Source organism: Pseudomonas sp. R15(2017) (assembly GCF_002112685.1).
Classification (GTDB): domain Bacteria; phylum Pseudomonadota; class Gammaproteobacteria; order Pseudomonadales; family Pseudomonadaceae; genus Aquipseudomonas; species Aquipseudomonas glycinae.
Genome location: NZ_NEII01000008.1, coordinates 172,266 through 187,876 on the forward strand (window position 1 = coordinate 172,266; position 15,611 = coordinate 187,876).

Below are 15,611 nucleotides of genomic sequence, written 5' to 3' on the forward strand. Positions count from 1 at the left end.
GGGCGGGATGTTCTGTAGGAAATGGACTCGGTAAAAAAACGGGATCGCAGAGCGCGATCCCGAGTTTCATTCGGCAGGCAACGTCAGGCGCTGACCGGCCATCAGCAGCGCCAACCGGCTCAGGCTCATCCACGGCGAGCCCGCCGCCTGGCCCTTGATTTGCGCATCGATGCGCTGGGCTTCGAGCAGCAACTGCGCCCAGCGTTGCGCCGAGTAGCGTTGCAGGGCCTTGCTCATCAGCGGTTTACGCTTGTCCCAGACCGGCGGCCTGGCCTGACTGAAGCACTTGTCCAGCGGCGTGCCCTGGCTGTATTGCAACGAGATGTTGGCCAGCAGGCGCAACTCCCGGGCCAGGGCCCAGAGGATCACTGGCGGCTCGACTCCTTCACCGCGCAGCCCTTCGAGCATGCGCAGAGCGTGGGCCGGTTCGCCATTGAGCACCGCGTCGGTCAGGCCGAACACGTCGAAACGCGCACTGTCGGCCACAGCCGCCTGCACGGTTTCAACGGTGATCTGCCCGCCCTCGGCCATCAGCTTGAGCTTTTCGATCTCTTGCGCGGCGGCCAGCAGGTTGCCTTCGACCCGCGCGGCAATCAGTTCGACCGCGTCCTGACTGGCCGACAAGCCGGCCTGGGACAGGCGTTGGCGAATCCAGCTCGGCAACTGGTTGGCATCCACCGGCCAGATCTGGATGAACTGGGTCTGCTGACCCTCGACCAGCGCCTTGCCCCACTTGGTCTTCTGCGCGCTACCGTCGAGCTTCGGCAGACTGATCAGAAGCACCGTGTCTTCAGCCGGGCGCGAGCAGTATTCGATCAGTGCGGCAGCGCCCTTGTCACCGGGTTTGCCGGAAGGCAGGCGCAGTTCCAGCAGGCGCTTTTCGGCGAACAGCGACATGCTGGCGCCAGCCTGCAGCAATGTGCCCCAATCGAAATTGGCGTCGGCGGCGAAGACCTGGCGTTCGTCGAACCCTTGCTGACGGGCAGCGGAGCGAATGGCGTCGGCGGCCTCCTGACACAGCAGCGGGTCATCGCCGCTGATGATGTAGACCGGCGCGAGGGCGCCTTGCAGGTGTTTGCCGAGTTGGGCGGGAGCGAGCTTCATAAGAAACGGCGAACGGGGCGCCTGAGCGCCCCGTACGTCTTACTGCTGCGGCAGTTCGAGCGGCGACTGACGCGGGGTTTCCGCTTCAGCCTTCTGCGCCGCTTCGAGGGCGTCGGCCTCTGCCTTGGCCCGGGCGTTGGCGGTCTGCTGCAGGGCATCCAGCTGAGCCGGAGTCAGCTGTTGCAGGCGCAGCATCATGCGCTGTACCAGCTCGCGGCGTGTCTCGTTACGTGCATCGTTGGCTTCCTGGTCGGAACCCACCAGGTTGTTGCCGTCGTGGATGAACACTTTCTGCACTTCAAGCTTGTCGCTTTTGAGCAGCAGGTTCTTGTCGCCACGGATGTCGTAGCTGAGCACGGTATTTACCTGATACTCGCCAGTACGACCGGCGCCCGCGTAGCTGAGGATGCGCTGGCTTTCCTGCTCATCGGACAGGTAAAGCTTGTACGGCGCACCGGAAACGACCTTGACGCCGCTGGCCTCCAGCACCTGACGCAGTTGCGTCACGGTTTCGCCGTAGGCGTTGCGGGCGCTCAGATCAAGTTCCTTGATCGTCAGTTCGGTGGTGCCGGTACCACGCAGCTGGAAACCGCAGGCGCTCAACAGGACGGCGAGGCCCATCACCAGCAGATTGCGTTTGATCATTGTGTTGCTCCCCTTGAAACCATGTGGGCCGACTCTGTGGCCCGAAAGGTTTTACTGGGCGTCAGGCACACCTGACGCCCGATCCAATTAGCTGGCGACGATATTGACCAGTTTCCCGGGCACTACGATCACTTTGCGAATCGTCAGGCCGTCAACGAAACGCAGCACGTTCTCGTTGGCGCGGGCTGCCGCTTCGACTTCTTCACGGGTCGCGGCAGCCGGCATTTCGATCTGGCCGCGCAGTTTGCCGTTGACCTGGATGACCAGTGTCAGGCTGTCCTGAACGAGTGCGCTTTCATCCACCACTGGCCAGCCGGCGTCGATCACAGGGTCGGCGTGGCCCAGTTGATTCCACAGTTCATGGCAAATGTGCGGGGTGATCGGAGCCAGCAACAGCGTAACGGCTTCCAGACCTTCCTGAACCAGCGCGCGATCCTGTTCAGTGGATTGTGCTGCTTTTTCCAGCACGTTCATCAGCGTCATCACCTGGGCGATGGCGGTGTTGAATTTGTGGTTCTGGCCAACATCGTGGCTGGCCTGCTTGATGGCCTGGTGGATCGCGCGACGAACGGCTTTCTGCTCGTCGTTCAGGCCGGCGATGTCCAGTTTGCCCAGCAGGCCCTGAGTGACGTGAGCCTGAGCCAGACGCCAGACGCGCTTGAGGAAGCGGTGCGAGCCTTCAACGCCGGAGTCGGACCACGCGGCGCTCATGTCGGGCGGCGAGGCGAACATCATGAACAGGCGGCAGGTGTCCGCGCCGAACTGGTCGATCATCGATTGAGGGTCGACGCCGTTGTTCTTCGACTTGGCCATTTTCTCGGTGCCGCCGATTTCCACCGGCAGACCGTCGGTTTTCAGTCTGGCGCTGGTGACGTTGCCCTTGCCGTCGCGTTCGAGATCGACGTCCGCCGGGTTGAACCAGGTGTAGGCGCCGTTGGCTTCGCGGCGATAGTAAGTCTCGGCAATCACCATGCCTTGAGTCAGCAGGTTCTTGAACGGCTCGTTGGAGCTCACCAGGCCTTCGTCGCGCATCAGCTTGTGGAAGAAACGCGCGTACAGCAGGTGAAGAATGGCGTGTTCGATACCGCCGATGTACTGATCCACCGGCAACCAGTGGTCGGCCGCGGATTTTTCCACCAGACCGCCTTCGAAGTGCGGCGAGGCGTAACGGGCGTAGTACCAGGACGACTCGACGAAGGTGTCCATGGTGTCGGTTTCACGCTTGGCAGGCTGACCGCATTTCGGGCAGGTGCACTCGTAGAACTCGGGCATGCGTGCCAGCGGCGAACCGGCGCCGTCCGGCACCACGTCTTCCGGCAGGACGACCGGCAGTTGATCTTCCGGCACCGGCACGTCACCGCAGGCATCGCAGTGGATGATCGGGATCGGGCAGCCCCAGTAGCGCTGACGGCTGATACCCCAGTCGCGCAGGCGGAACTGGGTGCGCGAGGCGCCGAGGTTTTTCTTGATCAGCGCGACTTCCATGGCGTCGAACGCGCCAGCGAAGTCCAGGCCGTCGAATTCGCCGGAGTTGATCAGCGTGCCGTGCTCGCCGTAGGCGTCTTGCCATGGCGCCGGGTTGGTGTCACCGGAGCTGGTGCGCACCACGGATTTGACCGGCAGGTTGTACTTGTGGGCGAATTCGAAATCGCGCTCGTCGTGCGCCGGCACAGCCATGACCGCGCCGTCGCCGTAGTGCATCAGTACATAGTTGGCGACCCACACCGGCAGTTTTTCGCCGGTCAGTGGGTGCTCGACGAACAGGCCGGTCGGCAGGCCTTTCTTCTCTTGAGTGGCGACGTCGGCTTCGGCGACGCTGCCGCCCTTGCATTCGGCGATGAACGCTTGCAGCTCTGGGTTGTTTTTGGCGGCAAGAGCAGCCAGGTGGTGCTCGGCAGCCACGGCGACATAAGTCGCGCCCATCAGGGTGTCCGGACGGGTGGTAAAGACTTTCAGGGTGCCGCTTTCGCCGATCGAATCGACGTTGTACGGGAACTGCACTTCCATCCCGCGCGACTTGCCGATCCAGTTGCGCTGCATGGTCTTGACCTGCTCAGGCCAGCCAGTCAGTTCGTCGAGGCTCTCCAGCAGTTCATCCGCGTAGGCGGTGATCTTGAAGTAGTACATCGGAATTTCGCGTTTCTCGATCAGCGCGCCGGAACGCCAGCCGCGACCGTCGATCACCTGCTCGTTGGCCAGTACGGTCTGGTCGATCGGGTCCCAGTTCACGGTACCGTTCTTGCGGTAGATCACGCCTTTTTCGAACAGGCGAGTGAACAGCCATTGTTCCCAGCGGTAGTAATCCGGTTTGCAGGTGGTGACTTCCCGCGACCAGTCAACCGCCAGACCCAGGCTGCGCAGCTGGGATTTCATGTAGGCGATGTTTTCGTAGGTCCACTTGGCCGGGGCCACGTTGTTCTTCATTGCGGCGTTTTCCGCCGGCATGCCGAAGGCGTCCCAACCCATCGGTTGCAGAACGTTCTTGCCAAGCATGCGCTGGTAGCGGGAGATCACGTCGCCGATGGTGTAGTTGCGCACGTGCCCCATGTGTAGCTTGCCGCTGGGGTAAGGGAACATCGACAGGCAGTAGTAAGTCTCCTTGCCTGGTTGTTCACTGACTTCAAAGGACTTTTGCTCGTCCCAGAACGATTGGGCGGCGGCTTCGATTTCACGGGGCTGATATTGTTCGTGCATGGCTACTTTTGTACTGGATAGGGGTGGCCTAATCCTCTTCAATGCGACGTCCCGGGCATGTCGGACGAGCTGGAAGTGGAGTTACAGGAAGCGCCGTAGCATACATGACCGCGCTTGGCCTAGGGAAACCCTGATTGCAGCCGTTTGACTGGCCGAAATCGCGGCGAGGGCCGTTGGTCGCGGCGCGCAGCCGGTTTGTGCAGCGAAGCTAAGCTCTAACTGGGGAGTGAGTCTTATCTTCAATGAGGTGAGGGATGGTGGAGTCACAGCAAAAAAACGTTACCAAACCCGAGTTGTACGAGCGGTTGATCGATCGTCTGGGGATGGCCCTGGACGCGGCAAAAACCGCTGGCCGGCTGCGCGACGAGCGCCCCCTGGAGCTGGAATTGCGTGGCTTGAGTCCCGCCGAGTTCAAACTGGTCAAGGCCTATCTGGATCGCAGTGAGCGTGAAACCCACGGATACCTGTCACAAGCAGTGAAACAGCTCGATGCTGCCCATTCGGCCAAGGTCATCTGGCTCAAGGACAAGGCACCCGGCAGAGATGCCGTCAAAGTGCGGACTCTGCAGGCCAAGTAAACGCATGGCAGGTCAAAAAGCGGATCTTTTTCAACGGGATCCGACCCTACTGGTTGTCGCGGTGTATCAACCCACTTAGGCTTCGGGCATCTTTGGAGATGCTCGATGCCTTTTCGTTATTTCATTAAACAACTTCTGTTGCCGCCAGGCGTTCTCTTGTTGCTGCTGCTCGTCGCCTGGTGGCTGCGACGTTCGCGGCCGCGACTGGCCGGGCTGTGCTTTGCCCTGGGTTTTGGCGGCTTCTTGCTGATGAGTCTGCCGGTGGTCGTGCAATGGGGTGCCAAGGCCCTGGAGCGCGAGCCGCCGCTGGCGCGGGATTCATGGGCAAGTCTGGCGCAACGCGCCGATGCGATTGTGGTGCTGGGCTCCGGTCGCGAGCGCGGCGATCTGGCCTGGGGCGAAGATCAACCGACCGGTGTCGGGCTTGAACGGCAGCGTTACGCGGCGCGACTGGCCAAGGCATCGGGGTTGCCGATTCTGACCAGCGGTGGCCTGCATTACGGTACGCCGCCGACCGAAGCCAAACTGATGGCCGATTCGTTGCGCGATGACTTCGGTGTGACGGTGCGCTGGCAGGAAGGGGAGAGCCGCACCACGTGGGAGAATGCTGCCTTCAGCGCCAGGATATTGTTGCCCGAAGGCGTCAAACGCATCGTGCTGGTGACTCAGGCCTGGCACATGCCGCGTGCGGTGTGGAGCTATCAACAGGCCGGGTTCGAAGTCGTGCCGGCGCCGGTCGGTTTCCTCGGCACGGACAATGCGCGACCGTTTGGCGGCTGGCTGCCGGAATTCAAGTCGATCTGGCAAAGCGGGCAGTTGATGAACGAGGCGGTGGGGCAGATCGGCTATTCACTGTTCTACCGAGGGGGTGACAGCACCGATTGATCACTCCCGCGCTGAACGCGGGAGTGAGCGGGTTTTCAGAGGGTCTTGGATATCCGGTTGGTCATCAGCGCCCAGCCAAACAGCACCACGCACAGGATGATCAGCGGCCACGAGCGCCATTGCAGGTACGGTGTGAGGTCATGCATCGGCACCACTTCGCCGTACAGCACGCCCTGTTCGAACTGCGGGATACGCTCGGTGATCTGCCCGAAAGGGTTGATCAGCCCGGTCACGCCGTTGTTGGTCGCGCGAATCATCCAGCGACCGGCTTCAAGTGCACGCATCTGCGCCATTTGCAGGTGTTGCAGGGGGCCGATGGAGGTACCGAACCAGGTGTCGTTGCTGATCGTCAGCAGCAGATCGCTGCGTGCCGCCAGGCCAGCGGCGAATTCCGGATAAACCACTTCGTAGCAGATGAATGGCGCGATCTGATACCCCTTGGCCTGTAATAACGCCTGATCGGAAGGGCCACGGGCGAAGTCGGACATCGGCAGGTCGAAGAATGCGATCAGCCCGCGCAGGATGTCCTGCAGTGGTACGTACTCGCCGAACGGCACAAGCTTCTGCTTGAGATAAGTGCCATCGCCTTCGCCGACCACAGTGATGCCGTTGAAGAAGCGTTTTTCGTGACGGACCGTTTCTCGGATCGGCACACCGGTGATCAGCGCCGATTTACGCTCGGCGGCGAAGTTGCCCATCATGGTCAGGTAGCCCTCGGCGGACTCCTTGAGCACCGGCACGGCGGTTTCAGGCCAGATCAACAGGTCGACCGGTTTGGAGCGGAAACTCAGGTCGCGGTACAGCGCCAGCTGCGCGTTGAGCTCGGCCGGGTCCCATTTCATGCTTTGCGCGACGTTGCCCTGGATGGCGGCAACGGTGAGAGGCGCGCCGGCCGGGCTGGTCCAGGCATGGCCCTTGAGCGCGATGCCTGCCGCCCATGGCCCGATCAGCAATACCAGGCCGGCAGCGATGAAGACTTTGCGGCGGGTTTGCAGCAGGCGCGGTGCGTTGTAGATCAGTGCAGCGGTCAGCGCGAGAACGAACGACACCAGCCACATCCCGCCCACTGGCGCGAGTCCGGCCAGTGGGCCGTCAAGCTGGCTGTACCCGGAATACAGCCACGGGAAACCGGTGAGGAACCAGCCACGGAAAGCTTCCTGGCCGACCCACAGCGCCGCAAACGCCAGTGCGTCAGCCACCGGCGCCTCGTTACGCCGCAACCAGCGTGCCCACAGCCAGGCGGGCAGGGCGAAGAACCAGGCAATCGCTGCCGTAAAGATCAGCATCAGGAAACCGGCCAGCAGCACCGAGGCGCCGCCGAAATGGTGGATGCTGTAATAGATCCAGCTGGTGCCGGCGCCGAACAGGCCGAAACCGAAGCACCAGCCACGGCCCAGCGCCTGGCGCGGGCTCAGCTCGCGCAGGCCTGCATAGAACAGGCCGACTGCCAGTAACGCCAGCGGCCAGAGATCGAACGGTGCCAGCGCGAAAGTGGTGATTGCACCGGCCGCCACGGCCAGCAGATTACCGGGCCAGCCGGGGCGGGTTGTCCAGCGCATTTCAGTCCTTAAATTTACCGGGCGATTGGCGTGAGTCGCAGCAAGTGAATCCGACGGCTGTCGGCGTTCAGGATGCGGAAACGATAGGCGCCGATTTCAGTGATTTCGTTGCGTTTTGGCAAGTGCCCGAACGCGCTCATCACCAGCCCGCCGACGGTGTCGAACTCGTCGTCGGAGAATTCGCTGTCGAAGAACTCGTTGAAGTTCTCGATCGGCGTCAGGGCCTTGATCAGGAAATCACCGCTGGGCAGCGGCTTGATGTAGCTGTCTTCTTCGACGTCGTGCTCGTCTTCGATGTCGCCGACGATCTGCTCGAGCACGTCTTCGATAGTCACCAGACCGGCCACGCCACCGTATTCGTCGATGACGATGGCCATGTGGTTGTGGTTGGCGCGGAATTCACGCAGCAACACGTTCAGACGCTTGGACTCCGGCACGAAAGTGGCCGGGCGCAGCAGGTCCTTGATGTTGAAGCTGTCGCCGTTCTCCTTGAGGATCAGCGGCAGCAGATCCTTGGCCAGCAGCACGCCCATCACGTCGTCATGGCTTTCGCCGATGACCGGGTAGCGCGAGTGGGCCGAGTCGACCACGGCAGGGAGGAATTCGCGGGGAGTCTGGGTCGCCTTGATGCTGATCATCTGCGAGCGCGGCACCATGATGTCGCGAACCTGCAGGTCAGCCACCTGGATGGCGCCTTCGACGATGGCCAGCGCTTCGCTGTCCAGCAGTTTGTTCTGATGTGCATCGCGCAGCAGCTCAAGCAGCTCCTGGCGGTTCTTCGGCTCGTGGGCAAAAGCCTGGGTCAGTTTACCCAGCCATGACTTTTGCCCGTTGCTCGATCGATCTTCGCTCATAGCGATTACTCTGAATCCTTTGTTGTAACAGTAGGGGATGTTTCGGTTTCGTCGTCCGCGTACGGATCGGGATAACCCAATTCGGCAAGCAACTCGCGTTCCAGTGCTTCCATTTCCTCGGCTTCCTCGTCATCTATATGGTCGTAACCAAGCAGATGCAAGCAGCCGTGAATGACCAGATGTGCCCAGTGGGCCTTTAGTTCCTTGCCCTGTTCGGCGGCTTCGCGCTCGACCACCGCCACGCAGATCACCAGATCGCCCAGCAGCGGAATATCGAGAAACTCGTCGGGCACTTCGGCGGGAAAGGACAGGACGTTGGTCGCGTAATCCTTGTGCCGCCAGGTGTGATTCAGTTCGCGGCCTTCTTCCTCGTCGACCAGACGAATGGTCATTTCCGAGTCGGCTGTGCGCTGGCGCAGGGCCAGTTCGCACCATTGGCGGAACTCGGCTTCGGTCGGCGCAGACGCTTCGGTCGCGATTTGCAGGTCAAGCTCAAGCATCGTGGCGAGTATCCTTTGGCGCTTCATCGGCCAAACGCGTCTCGAAGCGCTCGTAGGCTTCGACGATGCGTTGCACCAACGGATGGCGCACCACGTCTTTGGGCTGGAAGTGGGTGAAGCTGATGCCCGGCACATCTTTCAGGACTTCGATGACGTGATGAAGTCCGGATTTGGTGCCGCGCGGCAGGTCGACCTGGGTGATGTCGCCGGTGATCACGGCCGTAGAGCCGAAACCGATCCGGGTCAGGAACATCTTCATCTGCTCGACGGTGGTGTTCTGGCTCTCGTCGAGAATGATGAAGCTGTTGTTCAGCGTGCGACCGCGCATGTAGGCCAGCGGCGCGACTTCGATCACCTGACGTTCGATCAGCTTGGCCACGTATTCGAAACCGAGCATTTCGTAGAGCGCGTCGTAGAGCGGGCGCAGGTACGGGTCGATCTTTTGCGACAGGTCGCCGGGCAGGAAGCCGAGTTTTTCACCCGCTTCGACCGCCGGACGAACCAGCAGGATGCGCCTGATCTGCTCGCGCTCCAGCGCATCGACGGCGCAGGCGACAGCCAGGTAAGTCTTGCCGGTACCGGCCGGGCCGATGCCGAAGTTGATGTCGTTGCCGAGAATTTCCTTCACATAGCGCAACTGATTCAAGCCGCGTGGGCGAATCATGCCTTTCTTGGTGCGCAGGGCGACGGAGGCTTCGGCGGGGGCGGGGTTGTCCAGTTGCTCGACGGCCGATTCCTGGAGGAACAGGTGAACCGTATCCGGCGACAGCTCTGAACCCTTGGTTTCCCGGTACAGGCGGCGAATCAGGTTTTCCGCGGAGGTGGTGTGCTTGGGTTCGCCGATCAGCTCGAACTGATTGCCGCGGTTGCGGATCTCGATGGCCAGGCGCTGTTCGATCAGCCGCAAGTGCTCGTCGAACTGCCCGCACAGATTGGCGAAGCGGCGAGCCTCAAAGGGCTCGAGGATGAAACGATGTGGTTCGATGGGTGCGTTCAAGGTCGTATTTAGCCGCCCTGGGGCAATTGGGATGAATTGAAGGATAACGCCAGCGGCGTGGGTGCGAAAGCTCTTAAATGGATGAGCCTGTTCTCAAGAACAATGCAGGCCACTGTTGGAGCTGGCTTGCCAGCGATGAGGCCATCAGCCCCGACCAATATGTCGCCTGTCGTACCGCTATCGCTGGCAAGCCAGCTCCCACAGAATTCTCAGTGTTTCTGATATTTGTTACTGGATCAGCGAGCCGCGCAGCGAGTGCGGTTGCGCCGCGTCGATGTGGACGTCGGCGAACTGGCCGATCAGGGTCGGATTATCGCAGCGGAAGTTGACGATACGGTTATTCTCGGTGCGCCCTTGCAGCTCGCCCGGGTCTTTCTTCGAATAATCGGTCACCAGAATCCGCTGGATCGAACCGACCATTTGTCGGCTGATCTCGAACCCTTGCTGGTTCAAACGGTGCTGCAAGGCGTTCAGGCGTTCTTTCTTCAGTTCTTCCGGGGTGTCGTCGGCCAGATCGGCGGCCGGGGTGCCCGGGCGCTGGCTGTAGACGAACGAGTAGGAAAAGTCGAAACCGACGTCGGCAATCAGCTTCATGGTCTGTTCGAAATCTTTCTCGGTTTCCCCGGGGAAACCGACGATGAAGTCCGAACTGATGCAGATACCCGGCACGGCGGCGCGCAGTTTGCGCAGCTTGGATTTGTACTCCAGCGCCGTGTGGTTGCGTTTCATCGCGGCCAGGATCCGGTCCGAACCCGACTGCACCGGCAAGTGCAGATGCTTGACCAGTTCCGGCACTTCGGCGTGGGCCTGGATCAGGCTGTCGGAGAATTCCAGCGGATGCGAAGTGGTGTAGCGGATGCGGTCGATGCCGTCGACCGCCGCGACCACGCGGATCAGTTCGGCCAGGTCCGCCAGGCGACCGTCGTGGGTCAGCCCGCGATAGCCGTTGACGTTTTGCCCCAGCAGGGTCACTTCACGCACACCGTTTTCGGCCAGGTGGATGATCTCGGCGATCACGTCGTCGAACGGTCGGCTGACTTCTTCGCCACGGGTGTAAGGCACCACGCAGAACGTGCAGTACTTGCTGCAGCCTTCCATCACCGACACGTAGGCGCTCGGGCCGTCGATGCGCGGCTCCGGCAGGTGGTCGAACTTTTCGATTTCCGGGAACGACACGTCGACTTGCGGCAGCTTGCTGATGCGCGCGGCGTCGATCATTTCCGGCAGGCGGTGCAGGGTCTGCGGGCCGAACACCACGTCGACATACGGGGCGCGATCGCGGATCGCCGCACCTTCCTGGCTGGCCACGCAACCGCCGACGGCGATCACCATGTCCGGGTTGGCCAGTTTCAGTTCGCGCCAGCGTCCGAGCTGGGAATACACCCGGTCCTGGGCGCGTTCGCGGATCGAGCAGGTGTTGAGCAGGATCACGTCGGCATCTTCGGCGCGCGCCGTGACTTCCAGGGCCTGGTGTTCGCCCAGCAGATCGACCATGCGCGAGCTGTCGTACTCGTTCATCTGGCAACCGTGGGTTTCAATGTAAAGCTTCTTGGCCATGGAATAGGGTCGTCACGTGGTTCAAAGAACCGCGCATTATAGGGAACATGTCCTCAGGTTCCTACCGCTGTGCGTCCGGTGGCTATGCTATAGTTCGCGCCCTCATTTTTACCCCGATGTCGTCCGCCCGCCATGACCAAACGCGAAGCTCCAATCTACAAGGTGATTTTCCTCAACCAGGGCCAGGTGTTCGAAATGTACGCCAAGCAGATCTATCAAAGTGATCTGTGGGGCTTCCTGGAAGTGGAAGAGTTCGTCTTTGGCGAGCGCACGCAAGTGGTCGTCGACCCGAGCGAAGAAAAGCTCAAGGCGCAGTTCGAAGGCGTGGTGCGCAGCTTTGTGCCGATGCACTCGATCGTGCGCATCGACGAGGTCGAGCGTCTGGGCACGCCGAAGATCAGTGAAGCCCGTGGCGGCGTTGGTAACGTGATGCCGTTTCCGATGCCGATGCCTGAGAAGTAAAACCGGACTTTATGGAAGTGATCGTTCCCATGCTCTGCGTGGGAATGCCGCCTTCGACGCTCCGCGTCGGTGACGCAAAGAGCGAGAGCTATCGTTAGTCAGGGCAGGGGCGAAAACGGCGTACGCCCGTCGGCGTTCTGCAGTTCCATCAGGTATTTACGGAAAATTTGCCCGAGCACCTGGGTCGCGGTTTCCAGGTCTTCGCGGGACATCTTTTCGGACACTTCGTCGGCGGTGTCGAGCGCGTCTTCGGCGCCGTTGACCGCCGCCATCTTCAGCACGATGTACGCCTGAATGTTGTTGGCCTGCACGCCTTCACCGTGGAAGAACATGGTGCCGAGCTTGAATTGCGCCTGGGCATGGCCTTGCAGCGAGGCCTTTTCGAAATAGTTCAGGGCTTGATTGAGGTCGCGCGGCGCGTTCTTGCCGTCGTAGTAGAACTCACCCAACTCGTATTGCGCTTGCGCATCCCCCTCATCCGCCGCCTTTTGGCAGGCAGCGAGGGCCTGCGTGACATCTTGCGGCTGAGTATTGAGGGTGCAGCGACCCATCGCCGGGATCAACAACGAGTTGCCGCCTGCTTGTGCATGTGCGAGCAGCGGCTGAAGGAGCAACAGGCAGCCCAAGGCAAGGGTGCGGCCGGTGCGGTTCATGGGAATCGACTTACCTCTGAAGGGCGCGCGGACCCGTCGAGGGATCCAATAAGCGCGCATTATGAAATAAGCAGGGCCATCCTTACAAAGTCTTTACTCGATTTTCTGCTGCGCGGGAAATATATCGCCCACTTTATGGGAGATTTTTGGCAGGCGTGTCGGAAAAGGCGTGCGGATGTAGGAGAACGCTGACGCTGGCAATGGCCAACGTCAGCGGCGGGGCGTTTTACTTCAACTTGGCGAAGGCGCGCTCAGCGGCGTCGAGGGTCAGTTTCAACTCGGCTTCGCCGTGGGCGATCGAGGTGAAACCGGCTTCGAAGGCGCTCGGTGCCAGGTACACGCCACCTTCCAGCATCAGGTGGAAGAAGCGGCCGAACAGTGCTGCATCGCTGGCCATCACGTCTTCAAACGTCACAATGTCGTCGGCACCGCTGAAGTACAGACCGAACATGCCGCCCGCCTGGGTGGTCACGAACGGAATGCCGGCGGCGTCGGCGCGCTGTTGCAGGCCGTCGAGCAGGCGCGTGGTGTAGTCGGTCAGCTCGGCGTGGAAACCCGGACGGCTGATCAGGCGCAGGGTGGTCAGGCCGGCGGCCATTGCCAACGGGTTACCCGACAAGGTGCCTGCCTGATAGACCGGGCCCAGCGGTGCGATGCGCTCCATGATCGAGCGCTTGCCGCCGAAGCAGCCGACCGGCATGCCGCCGCCGATGATCTTGCCGAAGGTGGTCAGGTCCGGGGTTACGCCGTAGTAAGCCTGGGCACCGCCGAGGGCGACGCGGAAACCGGTCATCACTTCGTCGAAAATCAGCACCACGCCGTGCTTGTCGCACAGGCTGCGCAGGCCTTCGAGGAAACCCGGCGCCGGCGGTACGCAATTCATGTTGCCGGCCACGGGCTCGACGATGATGCAGGCGACGTCCTGGCCGACTTCGGCGAGCATTTTTTCAACCGCATCGATGTCGTTGAACGGCAGGGTCAGGGTGTGTTTGGCGAACGCTGCGGGTACGCCGGCAGAGCTTGGTACGCCCTGGGTCAGTGCACCGGAACCGGCCTTGACCAGCAGGCTGTCGGAGTGACCGTGGTAGCAGCCTTCGAACTTGATGATGCTGTCGCGGCCGGTGAAACCACGGGCCAGACGGATTGCACTCATGGTCGCTTCGGTGCCGGAGCTGACCATGCGCACCATTTCCATCGACGGCACCAGCGAGCAGACCAGGTCGGCCATCTCGGTTTCCATCGCGGTCGGCGCGCCGTAGGACAGGCCGTGCTGCAACTGGTTGCGCACCGCATCCAGCACTTCCGGGTGGCTGTGGCCGAGGATCATCGGACCCCAGGAGCCCACGTAATCCACATAACGCTTGTCGTCTTCGTCAGTGACGTAGGCGCCTTCGGCGTGCTTGAAGAACAGCGGCGTGCCGCCAACGCTCTTGAACGCGCGCACCGGCGAGTTCACGCCACCGGGAATGTGTTTCTGGGCGTTGGCAAACAGAGTTTCGGAACGAGACATGATCGGGCTCTCAGACTTTTAGTAATTCATTGAAGGCGCGGGCGCGGCGGGTCACTTCGGCGCTGCTGTCGGCGCCGAACAGGCCATGGACCACGGCCAGCAGATCGACACCGTGGGCCACCAGCGGCGCGGCGTTGTCGAGGGTGATGCCGCCGATCGCGCAGATCGGCAGGTGCAGGGTGCGTTTGGCCTCGTCGAGCAGATCGAGGCTGCAACTCGGTGCACCGGGTTTGGTATTGGAATTGAAGAAGCGACCGAAGGCGACATAACTCGCGCCCTCTTTGGCGGCCTGTTCGGCCAGTTCAAGCTGTGCGTGGCAGGTCGAACCGATAATTGCTTTCGAACCGAGCAGGGCGCGGGTTGGCGACAGCGGGCCGTCGGTCTGGCCCAAGTGCACGCCGACGTTCAAACGCGCGGCCAGTTCGGCGTCATCGTTGATGATCAGTTGCGTCTTGTAGCGTTCGCACAGATCGCGCAGGGCTTCGGCCTCACGCAGACGGCGGGCCTCGTCGCTGCTCTTGTCACGGTATTGCAGCAGGGTGACGCCGCCTTCCAGCGCCGCCTCCACGTAAGACAGAAACTTGCCGGCCAGCAACTGGCTGTCGGTGATGGCATACAGGCCACGTAGTTTCATCGCGCAGACCTCAGGCTCGAAACATCAGGAACAGAAATCCAGCGGCAGGCGACGCGGCACGAACTGGCCTTTGCCCAGCTGTTCGGCATCGCGCAGGGTGCGCCAGGTGTAATCCAGCGCGGTACGCACCGCGCTGGCAAGGTTTTCGCCCAGTGCCAGGCGGCCGGCGAGGGTGCTGGCCAACGTGCAGCCGGAGCCGTGATAGCTGCCCGGCAGGCGCTGGCACTTGAAGGTTTCGCGCAGGCCGTCGCGGCTGTACAGGCGATTGTGGATTTCGGTTTCGTCGCCGTGACCGCCAGTGATCAGCAGGTTCTTGATGAACGGCAGGAGTTTTTCAGCGCACTCGTCCGCGGTGCCTTCCGGCAGTTCGGCAAGGATCCGGGCTTCGGGAAGGTTGGGGGTGGCGATGATCGACAGCGGCAGCAGGCGTTCGCGCATGGCGTAGCCGACTTCGTCCTTGCCCAGGCGTCCGCCGCCGCCGGCACGCAGCACCGGGTCGCAGACCACTGGCAAGTGCGGGTGCGCCTGAAGCAGTTCGACGACGGTGTCGACCATTTCCAGGGAACCGAGCATGCCCAGTTTCACCGCCGCGACTTCGGAGTCGTTGAGCACGGCATTGGCCTGGGCCAGTACCCACTCACGGTCGAGGACGCGAAAGTCAGTGACGTTGACCGTGTCTTGCACGGTCAGGGCGGTGACGGCCGGAGCCGCATGGCAACCCTGAGCGAGCAGGGCTTCGATATCTGCCTGCAAGCCGGCGCCACCACTGGGATCGTGGCCGGAGAGACAGAGGACAACGGGGCGTGAGCTGTAGATATTCATGGTGCGCGAGCTTACCACCAAACCTGTTTTTCGGGTGTTGTGGCGCAGCGCGCGGCCGATGACATGGGTACGGGGAACGGCATCGGTTGTCACAATCTGACCGAGTCAACAGCTCTAGTCCGGTGTTCTGCTCTGGAACGCCCGTTCTAGAGCCTTT

15 protein-coding genes are annotated in these 15,611 nt (G+C 61.6%); 3 read left to right on the forward strand and 12 right to left on the reverse strand.

Annotation, left to right across the window (positions count from 1 at the left end; all coding sequences use genetic code 11):
- Nucleotides 1-66: 66 nt before the first annotated feature.
- From holA to leuS, 3 genes are all read right to left on the reverse strand, one after another.
- A complete protein-coding gene (gene holA / locus CAF77_RS17705) occupies nucleotides 67-1,104 on the reverse strand; it encodes a DNA polymerase III subunit delta (RefSeq protein WP_085655002.1) in 1,038 nt (345 codons plus the stop codon).
- 39 nt (nucleotides 1,105-1,143) lie between these two features.
- Nucleotides 1,144-1,749 carry an LPS assembly lipoprotein LptE gene (gene lptE, locus CAF77_RS17710; protein ID WP_064382174.1) on the reverse strand — a complete coding sequence of 202 codons (606 nt, stop codon included), beginning with the start codon at nucleotides 1,747-1,749 and terminating at the stop codon, nucleotides 1,144-1,146.
- A gap of 87 nt (nucleotides 1,750-1,836) precedes the next feature.
- Nucleotides 1,837-4,443: a leucine--tRNA ligase gene (gene leuS, locus CAF77_RS17715; RefSeq protein ID WP_085655004.1), complete on the reverse strand. Its 2,607-nt coding sequence runs from the start codon at nucleotides 4,441-4,443 to the stop codon at nucleotides 1,837-1,839.
- Between the two features lie 254 nt (nucleotides 4,444-4,697).
- Here leuS and CAF77_RS17720 point away from each other — a divergent pair, with 254 nt between their 5' ends.
- Together CAF77_RS17720 and CAF77_RS17725 are read left to right on the forward strand one after the other, a co-directional pair.
- Nucleotides 4,698-5,021, forward strand: coding sequence for a hypothetical protein (locus CAF77_RS17720; protein ID WP_039771843.1), 324 nt, complete (start codon nucleotides 4,698-4,700; stop codon nucleotides 5,019-5,021).
- Nucleotides 5,022-5,126: 105 nt separating this feature from the next.
- The gene (locus CAF77_RS17725; protein ID WP_064382172.1) at nucleotides 5,127-5,906 is read left to right on the forward strand and encodes a YdcF family protein; all 780 of its coding nucleotides are present in this window, start codon (nucleotides 5,127-5,129) and stop codon (nucleotides 5,904-5,906) included.
- 35 nt (nucleotides 5,907-5,941) lie between these two features.
- Here CAF77_RS17725 and lnt read toward each other — a convergent pair whose 3' ends face one another.
- From lnt to miaB, 5 genes are all read right to left on the reverse strand, one after another.
- The gene (gene lnt, locus CAF77_RS17730; RefSeq protein ID WP_064382171.1) at nucleotides 5,942-7,465 is read right to left on the reverse strand and encodes an apolipoprotein N-acyltransferase; all 1,524 of its coding nucleotides are present in this window, start codon (nucleotides 7,463-7,465) and stop codon (nucleotides 5,942-5,944) included.
- 14 nt (nucleotides 7,466-7,479) lie between these two features.
- On the reverse strand, nucleotides 7,480-8,319 hold the full coding sequence (locus CAF77_RS17735; protein WP_007909641.1) for an HlyC/CorC family transporter: 840 nt from the start codon (nucleotides 8,317-8,319) through the stop codon (nucleotides 7,480-7,482).
- A gap of 5 nt (nucleotides 8,320-8,324) precedes the next feature.
- Complete coding sequence (gene ybeY, locus CAF77_RS17740; RefSeq protein ID WP_007958682.1) at nucleotides 8,325-8,819, reverse strand: rRNA maturation RNase YbeY; 495 nt, start codon at nucleotides 8,817-8,819, stop codon at nucleotides 8,325-8,327.
- Nucleotides 8,812-9,816: a PhoH family protein gene (locus CAF77_RS17745; RefSeq protein ID WP_064382170.1), complete on the reverse strand. Its 1,005-nt coding sequence runs from the start codon at nucleotides 9,814-9,816 to the stop codon at nucleotides 8,812-8,814. Before CAF77_RS17745 ends, ybeY begins: the two co-directional genes overlap by 8 nt.
- A gap of 228 nt (nucleotides 9,817-10,044) precedes the next feature.
- A complete protein-coding gene (miaB, locus tag CAF77_RS17750) occupies nucleotides 10,045-11,373 on the reverse strand; it encodes a tRNA (N6-isopentenyl adenosine(37)-C2)-methylthiotransferase MiaB (RefSeq protein WP_064382169.1) in 1,329 nt (442 codons plus the stop codon).
- Between the two features lie 132 nt (nucleotides 11,374-11,505).
- Here miaB and CAF77_RS17755 point away from each other — a divergent pair, with 132 nt between their 5' ends.
- Nucleotides 11,506-11,835 carry a DUF1820 family protein gene (locus CAF77_RS17755; protein ID WP_027617776.1) on the forward strand — a complete coding sequence of 110 codons (330 nt, stop codon included), beginning with the start codon at nucleotides 11,506-11,508 and terminating at the stop codon, nucleotides 11,833-11,835.
- Between the two features lie 98 nt (nucleotides 11,836-11,933).
- On the opposite strand, the gene CAF77_RS17760 is transcribed toward CAF77_RS17755, so the two are convergent.
- From CAF77_RS17760 to CAF77_RS17775, 4 genes are all read right to left on the reverse strand, one after another.
- Nucleotides 11,934-12,488 (reverse strand): tetratricopeptide repeat protein, encoded by a 555-nt coding sequence (locus CAF77_RS17760; RefSeq protein ID WP_064382168.1) that lies wholly within the window; start codon nucleotides 12,486-12,488, stop codon nucleotides 11,934-11,936.
- A gap of 226 nt (nucleotides 12,489-12,714) precedes the next feature.
- The gene (hemL, locus tag CAF77_RS17765; protein ID WP_064382167.1) at nucleotides 12,715-13,998 is read right to left on the reverse strand and encodes a glutamate-1-semialdehyde 2,1-aminomutase; all 1,284 of its coding nucleotides are present in this window, start codon (nucleotides 13,996-13,998) and stop codon (nucleotides 12,715-12,717) included.
- 10 nt (nucleotides 13,999-14,008) lie between these two features.
- Entirely contained in the window at nucleotides 14,009-14,632 is a 624-nt protein-coding gene (gene thiE / locus CAF77_RS17770) for a thiamine phosphate synthase (RefSeq protein ID WP_085655006.1), read from the reverse strand.
- Nucleotides 14,633-14,656: 24 nt separating this feature from the next.
- A complete protein-coding gene (locus CAF77_RS17775) occupies nucleotides 14,657-15,454 on the reverse strand; it encodes a hydroxymethylpyrimidine/phosphomethylpyrimidine kinase (protein ID WP_039771996.1) in 798 nt (265 codons plus the stop codon).
- Between the last annotated feature and the right edge of the window lie 157 nt (nucleotides 15,455-15,611).

Bases quoted from the DNA above. Each gene is read 5' to 3' on its own strand.
- hemL (WP_064382167.1), bottom strand. From the start codon at position 13,998: ATGTCTCGTTCCGAAACTCTGTTTGCCAACGCCCAGAAACACATTCCC.
- CAF77_RS17775 (WP_039771996.1), bottom strand. From the start codon at position 15,454: ATGAATATCTACAGCTCACGCCCCGTTGTCCTCTGTCTCTCCGGCCAC.
- ybeY (WP_007958682.1), bottom strand. From the start codon at position 8,819: ATGCTTGAGCTTGACCTGCAAATCGCGACCGAAGCGTCTGCGCCGACC.
- miaB (WP_064382169.1), bottom strand. From the start codon at position 11,373: ATGGCCAAGAAGCTTTACATTGAAACCCACGGTTGCCAGATGAACGAG.
- CAF77_RS17735 (WP_007909641.1), bottom strand. From the start codon at position 8,319: ATGAGCGAAGATCGATCGAGCAACGGGCAAAAGTCATGGCTGGGTAAA.
- lnt (WP_064382171.1), bottom strand. From the start codon at position 7,465: ATGCGCTGGACAACCCGCCCCGGCTGGCCCGGTAATCTGCTGGCCGTG.
- lptE (WP_064382174.1), bottom strand. From the start codon at position 1,749: ATGATCAAACGCAATCTGCTGGTGATGGGCCTCGCCGTCCTGTTGAGC.
- holA (WP_085655002.1), bottom strand. From the start codon at position 1,104: ATGAAGCTCGCTCCCGCCCAACTCGGCAAACACCTGCAAGGCGCCCTC.
- CAF77_RS17725 (WP_064382172.1), top strand. From the start codon at position 5,127: ATGCCTTTTCGTTATTTCATTAAACAACTTCTGTTGCCGCCAGGCGTT.
- thiE (WP_085655006.1), bottom strand. From the start codon at position 14,632: ATGAAACTACGTGGCCTGTATGCCATCACCGACAGCCAGTTGCTGGCC.
- CAF77_RS17720 (WP_039771843.1), top strand. From the start codon at position 4,698: ATGGTGGAGTCACAGCAAAAAAACGTTACCAAACCCGAGTTGTACGAG.
- CAF77_RS17760 (WP_064382168.1), bottom strand. From the start codon at position 12,488: ATGAACCGCACCGGCCGCACCCTTGCCTTGGGCTGCCTGTTGCTCCTT.
- leuS (WP_085655004.1), bottom strand. From the start codon at position 4,443: ATGCACGAACAATATCAGCCCCGTGAAATCGAAGCCGCCGCCCAATCG.
- CAF77_RS17755 (WP_027617776.1), top strand. From the start codon at position 11,506: ATGACCAAACGCGAAGCTCCAATCTACAAGGTGATTTTCCTCAACCAG.